The 14,572-nt window shown below is 68.1% G+C and carries 15 protein-coding genes; 11 read left to right on the top strand and 4 right to left on the bottom strand.

The genetic code is table 11. The features are described from left to right. Window positions 1-196: 196 nt before the first annotated feature. Together ABLE93_RS06180 and rpsD are read left to right on the top strand one after the other, a co-directional pair. Entirely contained in the window at window positions 197-763 is a 567-nt protein-coding gene (locus ABLE93_RS06180) for a manganese efflux pump MntP (protein WP_348838689.1), read from the top strand. Between the two features lie 238 nt (window positions 764-1,001). Next, complete coding sequence (gene rpsD / locus ABLE93_RS06175) at window positions 1,002-1,619, top strand: 30S ribosomal protein S4 (RefSeq protein ID WP_348838688.1); 618 nt, start codon at window positions 1,002-1,004, stop codon at window positions 1,617-1,619. A 127-nt stretch (window positions 1,620-1,746) separates the two neighbouring features. Here the strand turns inward: rpsD and ABLE93_RS06170 are convergent, their stop codons facing one another. Then, on the bottom strand, window positions 1,747-2,070 hold the full coding sequence (locus ABLE93_RS06170) for a DUF1476 domain-containing protein (RefSeq protein ID WP_348838686.1): 324 nt from the start codon (window positions 2,068-2,070) through the stop codon (window positions 1,747-1,749). Window positions 2,071-2,480: 410 nt separating this feature from the next. Between ABLE93_RS06170 and purC the strand changes: the two genes are divergently transcribed. The 8 genes from purC to ABLE93_RS06130 all read left to right on the top strand — a co-directional run bounded on the left by purC (window position 2,481) and on the right by ABLE93_RS06130 (window position 8,437). Next, window positions 2,481-3,275 carry a phosphoribosylaminoimidazolesuccinocarboxamide synthase gene (purC, locus tag ABLE93_RS06165; RefSeq protein WP_348838685.1) on the top strand — a complete coding sequence of 265 codons (795 nt, stop codon included), beginning with the start codon at window positions 2,481-2,483 and terminating at the stop codon, window positions 3,273-3,275. Between the two features lie 155 nt (window positions 3,276-3,430). Next, a complete protein-coding gene (gene purS / locus ABLE93_RS06160) occupies window positions 3,431-3,673 on the top strand; it encodes a phosphoribosylformylglycinamidine synthase subunit PurS (protein WP_348838684.1) in 243 nt (80 codons plus the stop codon). 87 nt (window positions 3,674-3,760) lie between these two features. Continuing rightward, the gene (purQ, locus tag ABLE93_RS06155; RefSeq protein ID WP_348838683.1) at window positions 3,761-4,459 is read left to right on the top strand and encodes a phosphoribosylformylglycinamidine synthase subunit PurQ; all 699 of its coding nucleotides are present in this window, start codon (window positions 3,761-3,763) and stop codon (window positions 4,457-4,459) included. A 37-nt stretch (window positions 4,460-4,496) separates the two neighbouring features. After that, window positions 4,497-6,704: a phosphoribosylformylglycinamidine synthase subunit PurL gene (gene purL, locus ABLE93_RS06150; RefSeq protein ID WP_348839332.1), complete on the top strand. Its 2,208-nt coding sequence runs from the start codon at window positions 4,497-4,499 to the stop codon at window positions 6,702-6,704. Between the two features lie 30 nt (window positions 6,705-6,734). Continuing rightward, window positions 6,735-6,974, top strand: coding sequence for a BolA family protein (locus tag ABLE93_RS06145; RefSeq protein WP_348838682.1), 240 nt, complete (start codon window positions 6,735-6,737; stop codon window positions 6,972-6,974). A gap of 89 nt (window positions 6,975-7,063) precedes the next feature. After that, window positions 7,064-7,543, top strand: a complete 480-nt coding sequence (locus tag ABLE93_RS06140; RefSeq protein WP_348838681.1) for a RidA family protein — start codon at window positions 7,064-7,066, stop codon at window positions 7,541-7,543. A gap of 152 nt (window positions 7,544-7,695) precedes the next feature. Then, window positions 7,696-8,034 (top strand): Grx4 family monothiol glutaredoxin, encoded by a 339-nt coding sequence (grxD, locus tag ABLE93_RS06135; protein ID WP_348838680.1) that lies wholly within the window; start codon window positions 7,696-7,698, stop codon window positions 8,032-8,034. A gap of 148 nt (window positions 8,035-8,182) precedes the next feature. Then, window positions 8,183-8,437 carry a hypothetical protein gene (locus ABLE93_RS06130; protein WP_348838678.1) on the top strand — a complete coding sequence of 85 codons (255 nt, stop codon included), beginning with the start codon at window positions 8,183-8,185 and terminating at the stop codon, window positions 8,435-8,437. Window positions 8,438-8,534: 97 nt separating this feature from the next. Here the strand turns inward: ABLE93_RS06130 and folD are convergent, their stop codons facing one another. From folD to mgtE, 3 genes are all read right to left on the bottom strand, one after another. After that, a complete protein-coding gene (gene folD / locus ABLE93_RS06125) occupies window positions 8,535-9,410 on the bottom strand; it encodes a bifunctional methylenetetrahydrofolate dehydrogenase/methenyltetrahydrofolate cyclohydrolase FolD (RefSeq protein ID WP_348839331.1) in 876 nt (291 codons plus the stop codon). A gap of 256 nt (window positions 9,411-9,666) precedes the next feature. After that, window positions 9,667-11,868 carry a putative bifunctional diguanylate cyclase/phosphodiesterase gene (locus tag ABLE93_RS06120; protein ID WP_348838677.1) on the bottom strand — a complete coding sequence of 734 codons (2,202 nt, stop codon included), beginning with the start codon at window positions 11,866-11,868 and terminating at the stop codon, window positions 9,667-9,669. A 179-nt stretch (window positions 11,869-12,047) separates the two neighbouring features. Continuing rightward, complete coding sequence (gene mgtE, locus ABLE93_RS06115; protein ID WP_348838676.1) at window positions 12,048-13,457, bottom strand: magnesium transporter; 1,410 nt, start codon at window positions 13,455-13,457, stop codon at window positions 12,048-12,050. A gap of 301 nt (window positions 13,458-13,758) precedes the next feature. On the opposite strand from mgtE, the gene ABLE93_RS06110 reads away from it, so the two are divergent. Continuing rightward, window positions 13,759-14,526 (top strand): polysaccharide deacetylase family protein, encoded by a 768-nt coding sequence (locus ABLE93_RS06110; RefSeq protein WP_348838674.1) that lies wholly within the window; start codon window positions 13,759-13,761, stop codon window positions 14,524-14,526. The last annotated feature ends 46 nt before the right edge of the window (window positions 14,527-14,572 follow it).

Here is a 14,572-nt window from a genome sequence, read left to right as displayed (position 1 = left end):
CGCATCGCATCGGGGAGTAGCCACCGCCACAGGGCGGGGCCGTTGCCAACACACTTGCAGCCGGGGAGCGCGTCTCCCCATGGGCGCATGGCACGGCCAGCCGAAGCATCGGCCCGGCGAGACCGTGGTGCCACCTGGACCGTGCGGACGGACGGGTGAGGACCCGGTCCCTCTCCGTCCGCTTGAGAGCAATGCCTTGACCCCTGCCACGATCTTCGTGCTCGCAGTGAGCATGTCCGTCGATGCATTTGCCGTCAGTGTCGGCCGCGGCGCCGCGCTGGGCCGCCCCCGGCTGGCCGAGGCGCTGCGCACCGGCGCGGTATTCGGCATGGTGGAGGCGGCGACGCCGCTCATCGGCTGGGCCGCAGGCGTCGCCGCCAGCTCATATGTGGAAGCCATCGACCACTGGATCGCCTTCTGCCTGCTGGGTGGCGTCGGCCTCCACATGCTCGCCACCGCCGTCTTCGGCGCGCGCGAGGCGGTGGACGAAGGCACGAAGGGCCGCTCCCTCGGCATGCTGCTCGCGACGGCGGTGGGCACCAGCATCGACGCCATGGCGGTCGGAGTCTCCCTCGCCTTCTTCAATGTGAACATCGTCCTGGTGGCGGCGGCCATCGGCGCCATGACGTTCCTGATGTCCTCCGGCGGCATGCTGGTGGGCCGGATGGTGGGGGAGCGGTTCGGCCGCATCGCCGAGATCGGCGCCGGCCTCGTGCTGTGCGGCCTCGGCGCCTCGATCCTCATCGAGCACCTCACCAGCTGAAGCCGGCGCGGGAGCCGGCAACATGGCCCCGGCATTGACTTTGGACCGTGGCCCGACTAAGAACCCGGCCACCAAGCGGGCCGGCAGCGGCCCGTTCGGCGTTTCACGCACCCGTGGCACCAGCCGGCAGCGCGCCGGTTGAGCCTGTCGGCGGAAGGGTCCCGGAGGTTTCCGGTTCCGCTTCGCAGAGGAGGGGCGCGATCCCAACCAAACCTTAAGACCTAAGGATCCGCGTTACATGAGCAAGCGCATTGCGGCCAAGCACAAGATCGATCGCCGTATGGGCGAGAACATCTGGGGCCGCCCCAAGAGCCCGGTGAACCGTCGCGAGTACGGTCCCGGCCAGCACGGCCAGCGCCGCAAGGGCAAGCTGTCCGACTTCGGCGTGCAGCTGCGCGCCAAGCAGAAGCTGAAGGGCTATTACGGCTCCATCGGCGAGAAGCAGTTCCACAAGGTTTATGTGGAGGCCTCCCGCCTCAAGGGCGACACCGGCGCCAACCTGATCGGCCTGCTGGAGCGCCGTCTGGACGCGGTGGTCTACCGCGCCAAGTTCGTGCCCACCATCTTCGCCGCCCGCCAGTTCGTCTCCCACGGCCACGTGAAGGTGAACGGCAAGCGCGTGAACATCCCGTCCTACCTCGTCAAGGTGGATGACGTGATCGAGGTGAAGGAAGCCTCCCGCCAGATGCTTCTGGTGCTGGAAGCCCAGCAGCTCGCCGAGCGCGACGTGCCGGACTACATCGAGGTGGACACCAACAAGCTCGCCGCGCGCTTCGCGCGCATTCCGGAGCTCAACGAGGTGCCCTACCCGGTCCAGATGGAACCGAACCTCGTCGTCGAGTTCTACTCGCGCTGATCCGGCGCCGGCCGGCGCCGGCGCTGGCGCTGTCAACACGCGTCACATACGAAAAGGCCGCCCGGTGGGCGGCCTTTTTGCTTTCGGCGGACCGATGCGGGCGGGACGACGAACGCCCCGCAGCGCTTCAGCCGGCGTCCTTCACCTCGGCCGCGGCGAGGGCGAGGAACTCGTCCATGCTGCGGCGGATCTGGTGGTCGGACACGTCCACGCCCTTGGCGTCGAAATCGGCGCGCAGCTTGCGGAACACGTCCTCGTCGCCGGCCTCCTGGAGGTCGGCGACCACCACGTCCTTGGCATAGGCCTGGGCTTCGTCCCCGGCGAGGCCGAGCTTCTCGGCCGCCCACAGCCCGAGCTTCTTGTTGCGGCGGGCGAGCGCCTTGAAGCGGCTCTCCTCGTCCAGCGCGAAGCGCTTCTCGAACCCTTCCTCGCGCTTGTCGAACGTGGTCATGGCACCCCTCTTCCTGGCGAATGGGCGGCCGTCGGCCGGCCTGATCGGTTTGCGCGGCCGCTGGCAAGTGACGTTCCCGCCAAGTGACGTTGCGGCCCGCACGCGCGCCTTGAATATCCCTCGCCTCTTCCTAGATCAACGGCGGTGAGGCGCTGCGCCGCGTCGTGGTCCTGCGACCCGATCGCCCCTCACCGCCACCCGGACGGTGGCGCAAGCGGCAGCCGGGAGCTGCATGAAACGGCGGGCACAGCCCTCAACGGTATGCAGGAGCTGCACATCCGCCGCCCGGAGCACGCGCGTTGTATCGCGCCGCCTGATCGGCTAGTGTCCGAATGGTCCTGGCATGCGCTGGCAACAGCCATTCCTGGTCCAGCCGAGGAGCGTCACCCGAACGGAGCCTTGGCAAACCCATGGATTTCCTCAATCAGCGGTATATTCCCATGAGCCGCCGCCGCCGAATCTACGAAGGCAAGGCGAAAGTCCTCTATGAAGGACCCGAGCCCGGCACACTCATCCAGCACTTCAAGGACGATGCCACGGCCTTCAACGCGAAGAAGCACGATGTCATCGACGGCAAGGGCGTGCTGAACAACCGGATCTCGGAGTATATCTTCTCCCGGCTGAACGACATCGGCGTGCCGACCCACTTCATTCGCCGGCTGAACATGCGCGAGCAGCTCATCCGGGAAGTGGAAATCATTCCGCTCGAGATCGTTGTGCGCAACGTCGCCGCCGGCTCCATCTCGACCCGTCTCGGGATCGAGGAAGGCACGCAGTTGCCGCGCTCGATCATCGAATTCTACTACAAGAACGACGCGCTCAACGACCCGATGGTGTCGGAAGAGCACATCACGGCCTTCGGCTGGGCCACCACCCAGGAAATCGACGACATCATCGCCCTTGCGATCCGCGTCAACGACTTCCTGTCCGGCCTGTTCCTCGGCGCGGGCATCCGCCTCATCGACTTCAAGATGGAATGCGGCCGCCTGTGGGAAAACGACATGATGCGGATCGTGGTGGCGGACGAGATCAGCCCCGATTCGTGCCGGCTGTGGGACATCAAGTCCAACGACAAGATGGACAAGGACCGGTTCCGCCGCGACATGGGCGGCCTCGTGGAAGCCTACAGCGAAGTGGCCCGCCGTCTCGGTATCCTGATGGAGAACGAGCAGGGCCAGGGCAAGGGTCCCGTCCTCGTGAAGTGAGGATATCCGGCCGGGGCGTTGAGCCATGGGCCGGAAAGATGCTAGGCGGGGGCCGGATCGGCCCCCGTTTTGCGTTGCAAGCGCGGCAGATGATACGGCGCGCGGCAGAAGCGTCCGGCGCGCAGGAGCGGTGGTGCCATGCAGGCGAGGTTTTCATGAAGGCCCGAGTGATCGTCACCCTGAAGTCGGCGGTGCTCGACCCCCAGGGCAAGGCCATCGAGGGCGCGCTGCGCTCCCTCGGAGTCGCGGGGGTGCAGAGCGTGCGGCAGGGCAAGGTGTTCGACGTGGAGCTGGCCGGAAACGACCGCTCCGCCGCGGAAGGCGCCCTGAAGGACGCGTGCGACAAGCTTCTCGCCAACACCGTGATCGAGACCTACAAGGTCGAGTTCGCGGAGTGATGCGTAGCGGGCGATGTGCTAGGATTTGCCTTGCGGCATCGCCTTTCTGAACGCCGGCACGATCCCGCCCGCGGCCATTGAGAGATCATGAAACCAGCCGTCATCCTCTTCCCCGGCTCCAACCGTGAGCAGGACGCCGTGCGCGCGCTGCGCCTCGTGGCGGGCGCCAAGCCCCAGGTCGTCTGGCACGCCGAGCACGAGCTGCCGAAGGGCACCGACCTCGTCGTCCTGCCCGGCGGCTTCTCCTACGGCGACTATCTGCGGTGCGGCGCCATCGCCGCCCGCGCCAACATCATGGAAGCGGTCCGCGCCCATGCCGCCAAGGGCGGCCTGGTGCTCGGCATCTGCAACGGCTTCCAGATCCTGTGCGAGGCGGGACTGCTGCCGGGCGTGCTGGTGCGCAACGCCCGCCTGCGCTTCGTCTGCCGCGAGGTGCTGCTACGGGTGGAGCGGGCGGACACGCCCTTCACCAAGGCCTATCGCAAGAACGACCTCATCCGCATCCCAGTCGCCCATGGCGAGGGCAATTTCACCGCCTCCGAGGCAAACCTCGCGCGGCTTGAGGGCGAGGGGCGCGTCGCCTTCCGCTATGCCCGCCGCGACGGCCAGATCGACGAGACCGACGGGCCCAACGGCGCCATCAACGGCATCGCCGGCATCTATTCCGAGAAGTTCAACGTGCTCGGCATGATGCCCCACCCGGAAAACTACATCGAGCCGGAGATCGGCCCCACCGACGGCCGCGGCCTCTTCGAGAGCCTCGCCGGCGCCCTCAAGGCGGCGTGAGCCGCGGCCTCAATTCGGATCGACGCCCGTGAACCTCATTCCCAACACGCCCCGCATCACCCCGGAGCTCGTCGCCGAGCACGGCCTGAAGCCCGAGGAATACGAGCATTTCCTGCGGCTCCTCGGCCGCGAGCCGACCATCACCGAGCTCGGCATCGTCTCGGCCATGTGGAACGAGCATTGCTCGTACAAGTCCTCCAAGGTGTGGCTGCGCACCCTGCCGACCCGCGGCAAGCGGGTGATCCAGGGGCCGGGCGAGAATGCGGGCGTGGTGGACATCGGCGACGGCCTCGCCGTGGTGTTCAAGATGGAGAGCCACAACCACCCCTCCTTCATCGAGCCCTACCAGGGCGCGGCGACGGGCGTGGGCGGCATCCTGCGCGACGTGTTCACCATGGGCGCGCGGCCCATCGCGGCGCTCAACGCCTTGCGCTTCGGCGACTGCCACAATCTGAAGACCCGCCGCCTGCTGGCCGGCGTGGTGGCCGGCATCGGCGGCTACGGCAATTCCTTCGGCGTCCCCACGGTCGGCGGCTCGGTGGGCTTCCACAAGCGCTACAACGGCAACATCCTCGTCAACGCCATGGCGGTGGGCCTCGCCCGCACCGACGAGATCTTCTATGCGGCAGCCACCGGCGTGGGCCGCGCCATCGTCTATCTGGGCTCCAAGACCGGCCGCGACGGCATCCACGGCGCCACCATGGCGTCGGCCGAGTTCGGCGCCGACGCCGAGGAGAAACGCCCCACCGTACAGGTGGGCGACCCCTTCGCCGAGAAGCTGCTGCTGGAGGCGTGCCTCGAGATCATGAAAGCGGGCTGTGTGGTGGCGATCCAGGACATGGGCGCCGCCGGCCTCACCTGTTCCGCGGTGGAGATGGGCGCCAAGGGCGACCTCGGCGTGGAGCTGAACCTCGACGCCGTGCCCTGCCGCGAGAGCGGCATGAGCGCCTACGAGATGATGCTGTCGGAAAGCCAGGAGCGCATGCTCATGGTGATCGCCGACGGCAAGGAAGAAGAGGCGGAAGCCATCTTCAAGAAATGGGGCCTCGACTTCGCTGTGGTGGGCCACACCACCGACACCCTGCGCTTCGTGGTGAAGCACAAGGGGCTGGTGGAAGCCGACCTGCCCATCAAGGAACTGGGCGACGAAGCCCCCGAATACCGCCGCCCCTATGAGGAGCCCCTGCCGCGCCCGGTGATCGACCCGGCGGACCTGCGCCCCTCGGTCTCGGTGGCCGACGCGCTGGAGCGCCTCATCGCCTCGCCGGACCTGTGCTCGAAGCGCTGGGTGTGGGAGCAGTATGACCACCTCATCCTCGGCAACACCCTGCAGCGCCCCGGCGGCGACGCGGCAGTGGTGCGGGTGGAGGAGGGCCCCAAGGCCCTGGCGCTCACCACGGACGTGACGCCCCGCTATTGCGAGGCCGACGCCTTCGAGGGCGGCAAGCAGGCGGTGGCGGAGGCGTGGCGCAACCTGACCGCCGTGGGCGCGACCCCCATTGCGGTGACGGACAACCTCAATTTCGGCAACCCCGAGAAGCCGGAGATCATGGGCCAGTTCGTGGCCTGCGTGAAAGGCATCGGCGCGGCCTGCGAGGCGCTGGACTTCCCGGTCGTCTCCGGCAACGTCAGCCTCTATAACGAGACCAACGGCAAGGGCATCCTGCCCACCCCCACCATCGGCGGCGTCGGCCTGATCGAGGATCTCGAGCAGACCATGACCCTGCCGTTCAAGGCGGCGGGCGAGCCCATCCTGCTGGTGGGCAAGACCCAGGGCTGGCTCGGCGCCACCGTCTTCCTGTCCACCGTCTGCGAGCGCGAGGACGGGGCGCCCCCGCCGGTGGACCTCATCGCCGAGAAGCGCAACGGCGATTTCGTGCGCGGCCTCATCCGCGACGGCATCGCCACGGCGGTTCACGATGTCTCCGACGGCGGGCTGCTGGTGGCCATCGCCGAGATGGCCATGGCGGGCCGCGTCGGCGCCTCCCTGGAGGACCCGCCGGACGGCATGGACCCCTATGCGTGGTGGTTCGGCGAAGATCAGGCCCGCTACATCGTCACGGTGCCATCGGGTCAGGGCGCGGATGTCATTCACAAGGCGGAGATGGCCGGGGTGCCCATGGTCAAGATCGGCAAGACCGGCGGCGACCGCTTGATCCTGCCGCATGACCGCTCGATAGTTGTGGAATCGCTGCGGGATCGGCACGAGACGTGGCTGCCCATCTACATGGGCGCCGCCTCCTGATTCCGAAGGACCCATCGAGGACCTAACGCCATGCCCATGAATGCCAGCGACATCGAGCACCTCATCAAGACCGCGCTGCCCGACGCGACGGTTGTGATCGAGGACCTCGCCGGCGACGGCGACCACTACGCCGCCCGCATCGTCTCCGAGTCGTTCCGCGGCAAGAGCCGGCTGCAGCAGCACCAGATGGTCTATGCCGCCCTCCAGGGCAACATGGGGGGCGTGCTCCACGCTCTGGCGCTTCAGACGGCGGTTCCTACCGGCGATTGATTCGCCGTTCCACATTCGCCGCCTGGATATTTGCCCACGGCGGTAGCGGCATGCGACGGTGGGATCGCCTTCCTCCAGGAGATCCCCTCATGCCCGAAACCGGCGCCCTGCCCCGCGCTCTCGCCGCCGCCGTCTTGCTCGCCCTCGCCACCGGCCCGGCACTGGCCGATTCGCCCAACGGGGTGAAGACCCTGTCGCCCGAGGGAGCGATCAAGCCCACCGGCACCTGGAACCTCGGCACCCGCGCCGGCGACTTCGTCTTCGTGGCCGGGATGCGCGGCATCGACCCCGCGACCAACGCGCTTGTCCAGGGCGACGAGGCGCGGGTGCGCCAGGCCTTCCGCAACATGGAGCTGATCGCCAAGTCCGAGGGCGCGAGCCTGCAGGATTCCGTGCGCCTCGTGGTCTATGTGACCGACATGTTCCGGTATCGCCCCATCGTGAACAAGGTGCAGGAGGAGCTGTGGGGCAAGGGGCCCTATCCGCCGCGCACCATCATCGAGGTGGATCGTCTCAATCAGGACGACATCGTCGAGGTGGAAGGCACCTTCTACGCCCCGCGCAAGTGATCGGCGACGCGCCCGACAGAGGCCCAGCGGTCCCAGCCACGGGCCGCGCCTGATCTTGCGCCGCACCCGGGACCCTTGCGCTTTAACGCGCGAGGGTCGATCTTAAGGGTCGGAAGGCCGAAATTGCGGCCGAGCAGATCGGATTTGAGACCATGGGCTTTCGTGAAGAAATCGACGCCATCGTGAAGTCCGGCGACGTGGTGCTGTTCATGAAGGGCACGCCGCAGTTCCCGCAGTGTGGCTTCTCCGGCCAGGTGGTGCAGATCCTCGACCACGTGGGCGTCCCCTTCAAGGGCGTGAACGTGCTCGAGAACGACATGATCCGCCAGGGCATCAAGGAATATTCCAACTGGCCGACCATCCCGCAGCTCTACATCAAGGGCGAGTTCGTGGGCGGCTGCGACATCGTCCGCGAGATGTTCCAGTCGGGCGAGTTGGTGCCGATGCTCGAGGAAAAGGGCGTCGCCGTCCGCGATCGCGCCATCGGCTGATCGCCGACCGTCGTCCGGCGCGTCCGTGACGGCGCCCGAAGCGCCCCCGCCTGTTGTGGTGCCGGTCGATCCGGCGCCCAATGACAGTGTGCGGCCTGGGCAAGCGCCCGGCGAGCCAGCATCCGCTTCCTGGCTGTCAAGGATCACCATGGGCCTAGGGCTCGTGGCGGACGCAGGACTTGTTATCCTGCTGATCGCCATTTCCGGCTTCGTGTTCGGTGGGCCCGAAGGCGCGCGCGGCGAAGCCTCGGCCGTCATGGGCTGGGGCTCGACCCTTGCGGTATGCATCCTCTCGCCGGCGCTGGCGATCTGGATGTGGCGGCGCGGCCGGCGCGATCTGGCGCTCGCCATGGTGTGGCTGCCCATCCTCGCTTTGTTCGTCGGCCTCGCCCTCGGCATCTAGCGGTCGGCGCAGCGGCTGCGCTCCCGAAGGTATGGAGCGATGGCAGCACCGGCCGGGCGTGGCGCCTCGCGGCCCGGCCGCTTCCCTGCTTCTCTCGTCAGCCGAGACCTGCCTGCCGCTTGGCCGCGGTCAGGGTATTCTGCAGCAGGCAGGCGATGGTCATGGGACCGACGCCGCCGGGCACGGGGGTGATGAGGCCCGCGATGCCCTGCGCCTCGGCATAGGCCACATCTCCTACGAGGCGCGTCTTGCCATCCGCCTTGGGCACCCGGTTGATGCCCACGTCGATCACCGTCGCCCCGGGCTTGATCCAATCGCCGCGTACCATTTCCGGACGGCCTACCGCGGCGATCAGGATGTCCGCCTCCCGGCATTCGCCCGGCAAATCGCGCGTGCGCGAGTGGGCGATGGTGACCGTGCAGTCTTCCTTGAGCAGCAATTGCGCCGCGGGCTTGCCGACGATGTTGGAGCGGCCCACCACCACCGCCTTCAGCCCGGCGAGGCTGCCCAAATGATGCTTGAGCAGCAGGATGCAGCCGAGGGGCGTGCACGGTACCAGCGCGTCGAGCCCGACGGCGAGTCGGCCGGCGTTCACCACATGAAAGCCGTCCACGTCCTTCGCCGGGTCGATGGCCGCCAACACCTTGGTGGCGTCGATGTGCGCCGGCAGGGGCAGTTGCACCAGGATGCCGTGCACTTGCGGATCGGCATTGAGCCGCGCCACGAGGGCAAGAAGCTCACCCTCGCCCGTGTCGACCGGCAGCTTGTGCTCGAAAGAGGCCATGCCGGCCTCGGCGGTCTGCTCGGCCTTGTTGCGCACATAGACCTGGCTGGCCGCATCCTCGCCCACCAGAACCACCGCGAGCCCGGGCTTCAGCCCCGCGGTCGCGGCCAGATGGGCGACCTCCTCGGCGACGCGGGCCCTCAGCCCGGCCGCGAAGGCCTTACCGTCGATGGGCTTGGTCTCGATCACGAAGCACCCCCAGGTGTACCCGAGCAGATCATCCAGGCGGGCCGTCGCGCACGATGGAAGCAGGGCTGCGCCCGCCGTGCCGGCTCCCGCCGTCATGGCTGTTCTTGTCGGCAGACGGCCCGGCGGACGCAAGGCCAAAAGCAGGCCGGAACGCCGCAGCCGTCCGTCGCTTTCCGCTCAGACTGTTTTCGTGAAGTGGAGAAAATGCGCGGCTTTGCCGTTCGCGCCCTCACCCGGCGCTGAACGCCGCGGGAGCCTAGGGGCCCGGAACGAGCGGGCCAGGAAGCATTTCCGCCTGACGCTTCAGCAGCTCGACGGCGGCGGCGATGGGCAGCGGCGGAGAGAAGAGATAGCCCTGCGCCATGGGCATGCCGATGTCGCGCAGGAAGCGCAATTGCTCGCGCGTCTCCACGCCCTCCGCGGTCATGTCCAGCCCCAGCGAGCGGGCGAGCCTGAGCTTGTACTCCACCACCGCCGCGATTTCCGGGTCGGTGACGACGCGGAGCACGAACGAGCGGTCGATCTTGATGCGCGAGATGGGAAATCGCCGCACATGGAGCAGCGAGGTGTAGCCCGTGCCAAAATCGTCGAGCGCGATGCGCACGCCCAGCGTCCTCAGCGCCTCGAAGGTGCGCGCCGTCTCCGGCGTGGGCCGCAGCACCATGCCCTCCGTGACCTCGATCTCCAGCGCCTCGGGATCAAATCCGGTGTCGTTGAGGATGCCCCGCACCTGTGCGATGAAGCCGTGGGAGCGCAAAGTCACCGGCGACATGTTGACCGAGATGGACATGCCCGGGAGCGCCGCCGCCTCAACGCAGGCCCGCCGCAGGCCGTAGAGGTCGAGGGCGGAGATGATGTGCATCTCCTCCGCGACGGCGATGAACTGAGCGGGCAGCAGGCGCCCCTGGGTCGGATGATCCCAGCGCAGCAGCGTCTCGAAGCCGACCACGCGTCCGCTCGCGACCTCCACCTGGGGCTGGTAGATGAGGACCATCTCCCCGCGTTCCGTGGCGCCGGACAAAGCGGTGGCGATCTCGCGCCGGGCGTTCTGTTCGCTTTCCTGCTGCGCTTCGAAACGCCGGATGGTGCCGCCGCCCTCTTCCTTCGCGCGATAAAGGGCGATGTCGGCGCGCCGCAGCAGGTCGGTCGCTACGGTGCCGTCACCGGGCGCCTGCGCAACACCGATGGAGGCGGAGACCCGGACCTTCTCGGTGTCCAGCGGCACCGGCGGCTCCAGCTCGCTCATTACCCGCTCAAGCAGCGCATCGACCGCACCGGCGGAGGCGGCGCGGAAAAACACCACGAATTCGTCGCCGCCGAAGCGCCCGACCAGCCCCTCCTCCCCCACCGCGGCCTGGAGGCGCAGGCCCACGGCCTTCAGCAGTGCATCGCCGGCGCCGTGGCCCGCCCCGTCGTTGATGGCCTTGAAGTCGTCGAGGTCGACGAACAGCAGCGCGAGCCGGTCGTCGGGGCCGAGACGGCCGAGTTGGTCTTCCAGCGCGTCGATGAAGTGGCCGCGGTTGGATAGCCCCGTGAGGTAGTCACGGGCAGCGAGTTCACGGGCGTTGGCCTCGCTTGTGGCGAGCTCGTGCGCCACCTTGCGCGCCCGCAGCATGAGCACCAGGAAGACACCCGCCAGAAGCAGGCTCAGCAGCGCGACCGCCGGAAGCGCGCTCAGAAGCACGCTGCGGCCCGGCTGCGGCCCGGTCCAGACCAGCATCACGTCCGAACCGTCGTACAGGTTGGGCACGACGGTGCCGAGGCGCGGTGGTGGCGCCTTGGCAGGATCGGCGCGCAGTTCGACATTCTGGATGTTGGCCGGCGCCGCGATGGCCTGGAGGAAGGCCGGATCCACCACGTCCACGGTCACCGCCACCAGCGGCTGCTCCACCTTGAGCGCGTCGGTCGTCTGGGTGAACGGCCGCGCCACCATCAGGCCGGAGCCGTCGCGGCTGGAGACGATGCCGGACCGCATCGTCCGGCCGTCCGCCAGCGCCCGCTCTATGGCGGGCTTGATCCAGTCGTAGGCCCGCCGCTCATCGAGCTTGCCGCGCTCGGAAGCGTACAGAACATTGCCTTTGGCGTCGGTGATATAGACGAACTCGAAGCCGAAGCCGTCGTTGAGACGGCGGCCGTAGCGCTGATGCACCTGGGCAAGGTTGCCGGTGGACAGCGCGTCCAGGGTGGCCTGCTCGTCCTGCGAGGTGGCCAACGCCTGCTGCATGATGGTCTCATGCGCCTTCAGCGACGCCAGAAGCGCCACCCGCTCCCGCAGGCCCGCCTTGTCGTCCTGCTTCAGTCCCGCATAGACGAACACGACGACGAGGCCCACCACCAGGAGCGCGAGCGCACCGAGCCCGGCCAGAAGTGGACGATGCGCCTGCGTGCCGGTGTGGCGAGGAATGACGAGGCCCTCCCGGAAGCCCGCCTTACAGGTACCCCCGCCTGGATCGACCATCGCGGCGCTTGGAGCCTTTGGAGCTCCCACCCCGGCGGCAGCCGTCTCCCGGCGGCGCATCCGCAAGGCACGTGATTATTTCCGATACATTCGGCCGGCGCGCAAGAACCATCCGTTACCGCGACCATGGGGCCAATGGCCGGTCGCTGCAATCCGGGCGCAATCCCCCAAGGGCCAAATCAGCCGGCACCGAACCACCAGGTGGCGAGGCCGAGAAAAGCGAAGAAGCCCACCGTGTCCGTGACCATGGTGACGAACACCCCCGATGCCACCGCCGGGTCCAGCTTCAACCGCGAGATGCCGAGGGGGATGAGGATGCCGAACAGGCCGGCCATCATCATGTTCATCACCAGCGCGGAGGCGATCACGGCACCGAGCTGCGCGTTCGCGAACCAAAGGCCCGCGATAAGGCCGAGCATGCAGGCGAGCATGGTGCCGTTCACGAGCCCTACCAGCACCTCGCGGCCGACGATGCGGCGGGCGTTGTGGCTGGAGAGGTCCTTGGTGGCAAGGGCACGGACCGCCACGGTCATGGTCTGGGTGCCGGCATTGCCGCCCATGGAGGCGACGATGGGCATCAGCACCGCCAGCGCCACCATCTTCTCGATGGTCGCCTCGAACAGGCCGATGATGGAGGCGGAGACGAATGCAGTGCCGAGATTGACGGTGAGCCACGGGAGGCGGCTGCGGGCGGTATAGGCGACAGTATCGGACAATTCCTCGTCGCTGCCGACGCCGGCGAGGGCGCGCAGGTCCTCGTCCGCCTCCTCCTGGATCACGTCCACCACGTCGTCGATGGTCATCACGCCCACGAGCCGGCCGGCATCGTCCACCACCGGGGCGGAGACGAGATTGTAGCGCTCGAACATGCGCGCCACGTCCTCCTGGTCGTCGGAGGCCTTCACCACCTTGGCCTGCTCGGTCTTCACCGCGGTCATAAGCACCGGGCGGCGGGTACGGAGCAGGCGATCGAGGGAGACCGCCCCCACGAGGCGATAGGCCGGGTCCACCACGAAGACCTCGTAGAAGGTCTCAGGCAGGTCGGGGGTCTCGCGCATGTAGTCGATGGTGCGGCCGACGGTCCAGAAGGGCGGGACGGCGATGAATTCCGTCTGCATGCGCCGGCCGGCGCTCTCCTCAGGATAGTCCAGCGAGCGGCGCAGCGCGACCCGCTCAGGCGCCGGAAGGTGCTCGAGGACCGCCGCCATCTCGGCTTCGTCCAGATCCTCGAGGATGTAGACCGCGTCGTCCGAATCGAGGTCACGCATGCCGCGCGCCACGGTGAGCGGCGACAGGCTGCGCAGGATGGAGACGCGGACCGTCTCGTCCAGCTCCGTCAAAGCGGTGAAGTCGAAGGCCGGCCCCAGCATCTCGATGAGGCGGCGGCGCTCGTCCGCGTCCAGTTCCTCGATCAGGTCGCCGAGGTCCGCCTCGTGCAGGTCGCCCGTAAGGCCCTTCAGACGGTCCACGTCGCGGGCGTCGATGGCCTCCTCTACCGCGGCGCGGAACGCCTCGGAGAGATCGCCCTCTTCGTCGCGCACCGGCAGGGCCTCGCTCTCGGCGATCGCCGTATCGGCATCCTCGCGCATGGGCTCCTCCCGGACTTGGCGGCGGGGGTCGGGCACCCGGTCTTGCGTGCAAGCCGGGCGCGGGATCGGGGAATGGCGAGAGCGGGACATCCGACCGCACCGCGGCAGATCGTCGGGACCTCCGTGCTGCCTCTAGAGGGCCTTACGGCGTTTGTGAAGCCTTGCGGCCGACTTCTTTGGAATCGCTCGCAACCTTGGCCGCAGGGCGCCGACGCGGGCCTTCCTTTTGCCGCCGGTCTGGCCTAGGCGCAGAGGCCTTGAGAAGGAGCGCGAGATGGCAGGAATGGCGAGGGGCGCACACATGCGTCAGCTGGTCGCAACGGCGGGCCTCCTGCTTGCGCTCTGCGCGCCCGCTTCCGCGGCCTGCGACGGCTCGGACGCGACGCTCGGCACGACGCGCGTGCTCGAGGTCGATCCGGCAGGGCTCCGGGTGGGCACCAAATCGTTTCCCCAGACCCTGCCTCTGGCGCCGAAGGAGGTGGTGCTGACTTTCGACGACGGCCCGTGGCCTACCACCACCGCCGCCGTTCTCGATGCGCTGAAGGCGCAATGCGTGCGCGCCACCTTCTTCCTCATCGGCGACAACGCCCGGGCCCGCCCTCAGCTGGTTCGGCGGGCGCTGGCCGAAGGCCACACCATCGCCCACCATTCCATGACCCATCCCGCGGCGACGCTGGCGAAGCTGCCGTTCGATGCGGCGGTGAAAGACATCGAGCGCGGCATCGCGGCGGACGAGATGGCGGCCTATGGCGCGACCGGGCCGGTGCCGCGCGTGCCCTTCTTTCGCTTCCCCGGCTTCGCCTCGACGCCGCAGCTGCTGGAGCATCTGGAAAAGAAGGGCATCGCCGTGTTCGGCGCCGACCTGTGGGCGAGCGACTGGAACGTGATGACGCCGGAGGCGGAGCTGGAGCTGGTGATGATGCGGCTCGACGCGGCGGGCGGCGGCATCATCCTGTTCCACGACACCAAGGGCTACACGGCGGCGATGATTCCCGCCTTCCTCGCCGCGCTGAGGGCCCACGGTTACAAGGTGGTCCACATCGTGCCAAAGGGCCAGAAGGCGTCGTAAGCGCAGGGTGCCGCGAGCCGAGTGGCCGCACCAAAACGGAAAAGGC

Source organism: Xanthobacter pollutisoli (genome assembly GCF_040044995.1).
GTDB lineage: Bacteria > Pseudomonadota > Alphaproteobacteria > Rhizobiales > Xanthobacteraceae > Xanthobacter.
This window is presented reverse-complemented; position numbering and strand designations above follow the sequence as displayed.

Excerpts from the sequence above, each read along its gene's own strand:
- rpsD (WP_348838688.1), top strand. The coding sequence starts at position 1,002 with ATGAGCAAGCGCATTGCGGCCAAGCACAAGATCGATCGCCGTATGGGC.
- ABLE93_RS06170 (WP_348838686.1), bottom strand. The coding sequence starts at position 2,070 with ATGACCACGTTCGACAAGCGCGAGGAAGGGTTCGAGAAGCGCTTCGCG.
- purC (WP_348838685.1), top strand. The coding sequence starts at position 2,481 with ATGGATTTCCTCAATCAGCGGTATATTCCCATGAGCCGCCGCCGCCGA.
- purS (WP_348838684.1), top strand. The coding sequence starts at position 3,431 with ATGAAGGCCCGAGTGATCGTCACCCTGAAGTCGGCGGTGCTCGACCCC.
- purQ (WP_348838683.1), top strand. The coding sequence starts at position 3,761 with ATGAAACCAGCCGTCATCCTCTTCCCCGGCTCCAACCGTGAGCAGGAC.
- ABLE93_RS06145 (WP_348838682.1), top strand. The coding sequence starts at position 6,735 with ATGCCCATGAATGCCAGCGACATCGAGCACCTCATCAAGACCGCGCTG.
- ABLE93_RS06140 (WP_348838681.1), top strand. The coding sequence starts at position 7,064 with ATGCCCGAAACCGGCGCCCTGCCCCGCGCTCTCGCCGCCGCCGTCTTG.
- grxD (WP_348838680.1), top strand. The coding sequence starts at position 7,696 with ATGGGCTTTCGTGAAGAAATCGACGCCATCGTGAAGTCCGGCGACGTG.
- ABLE93_RS06130 (WP_348838678.1), top strand. The coding sequence starts at position 8,183 with ATGGGCCTAGGGCTCGTGGCGGACGCAGGACTTGTTATCCTGCTGATC.
- ABLE93_RS06120 (WP_348838677.1), bottom strand. The coding sequence starts at position 11,868 with ATGGTCGATCCAGGCGGGGGTACCTGTAAGGCGGGCTTCCGGGAGGGC.
- mgtE (WP_348838676.1), bottom strand. The coding sequence starts at position 13,457 with ATGCGCGAGGATGCCGATACGGCGATCGCCGAGAGCGAGGCCCTGCCG.
- ABLE93_RS06110 (WP_348838674.1), top strand. The coding sequence starts at position 13,759 with ATGCGTCAGCTGGTCGCAACGGCGGGCCTCCTGCTTGCGCTCTGCGCG.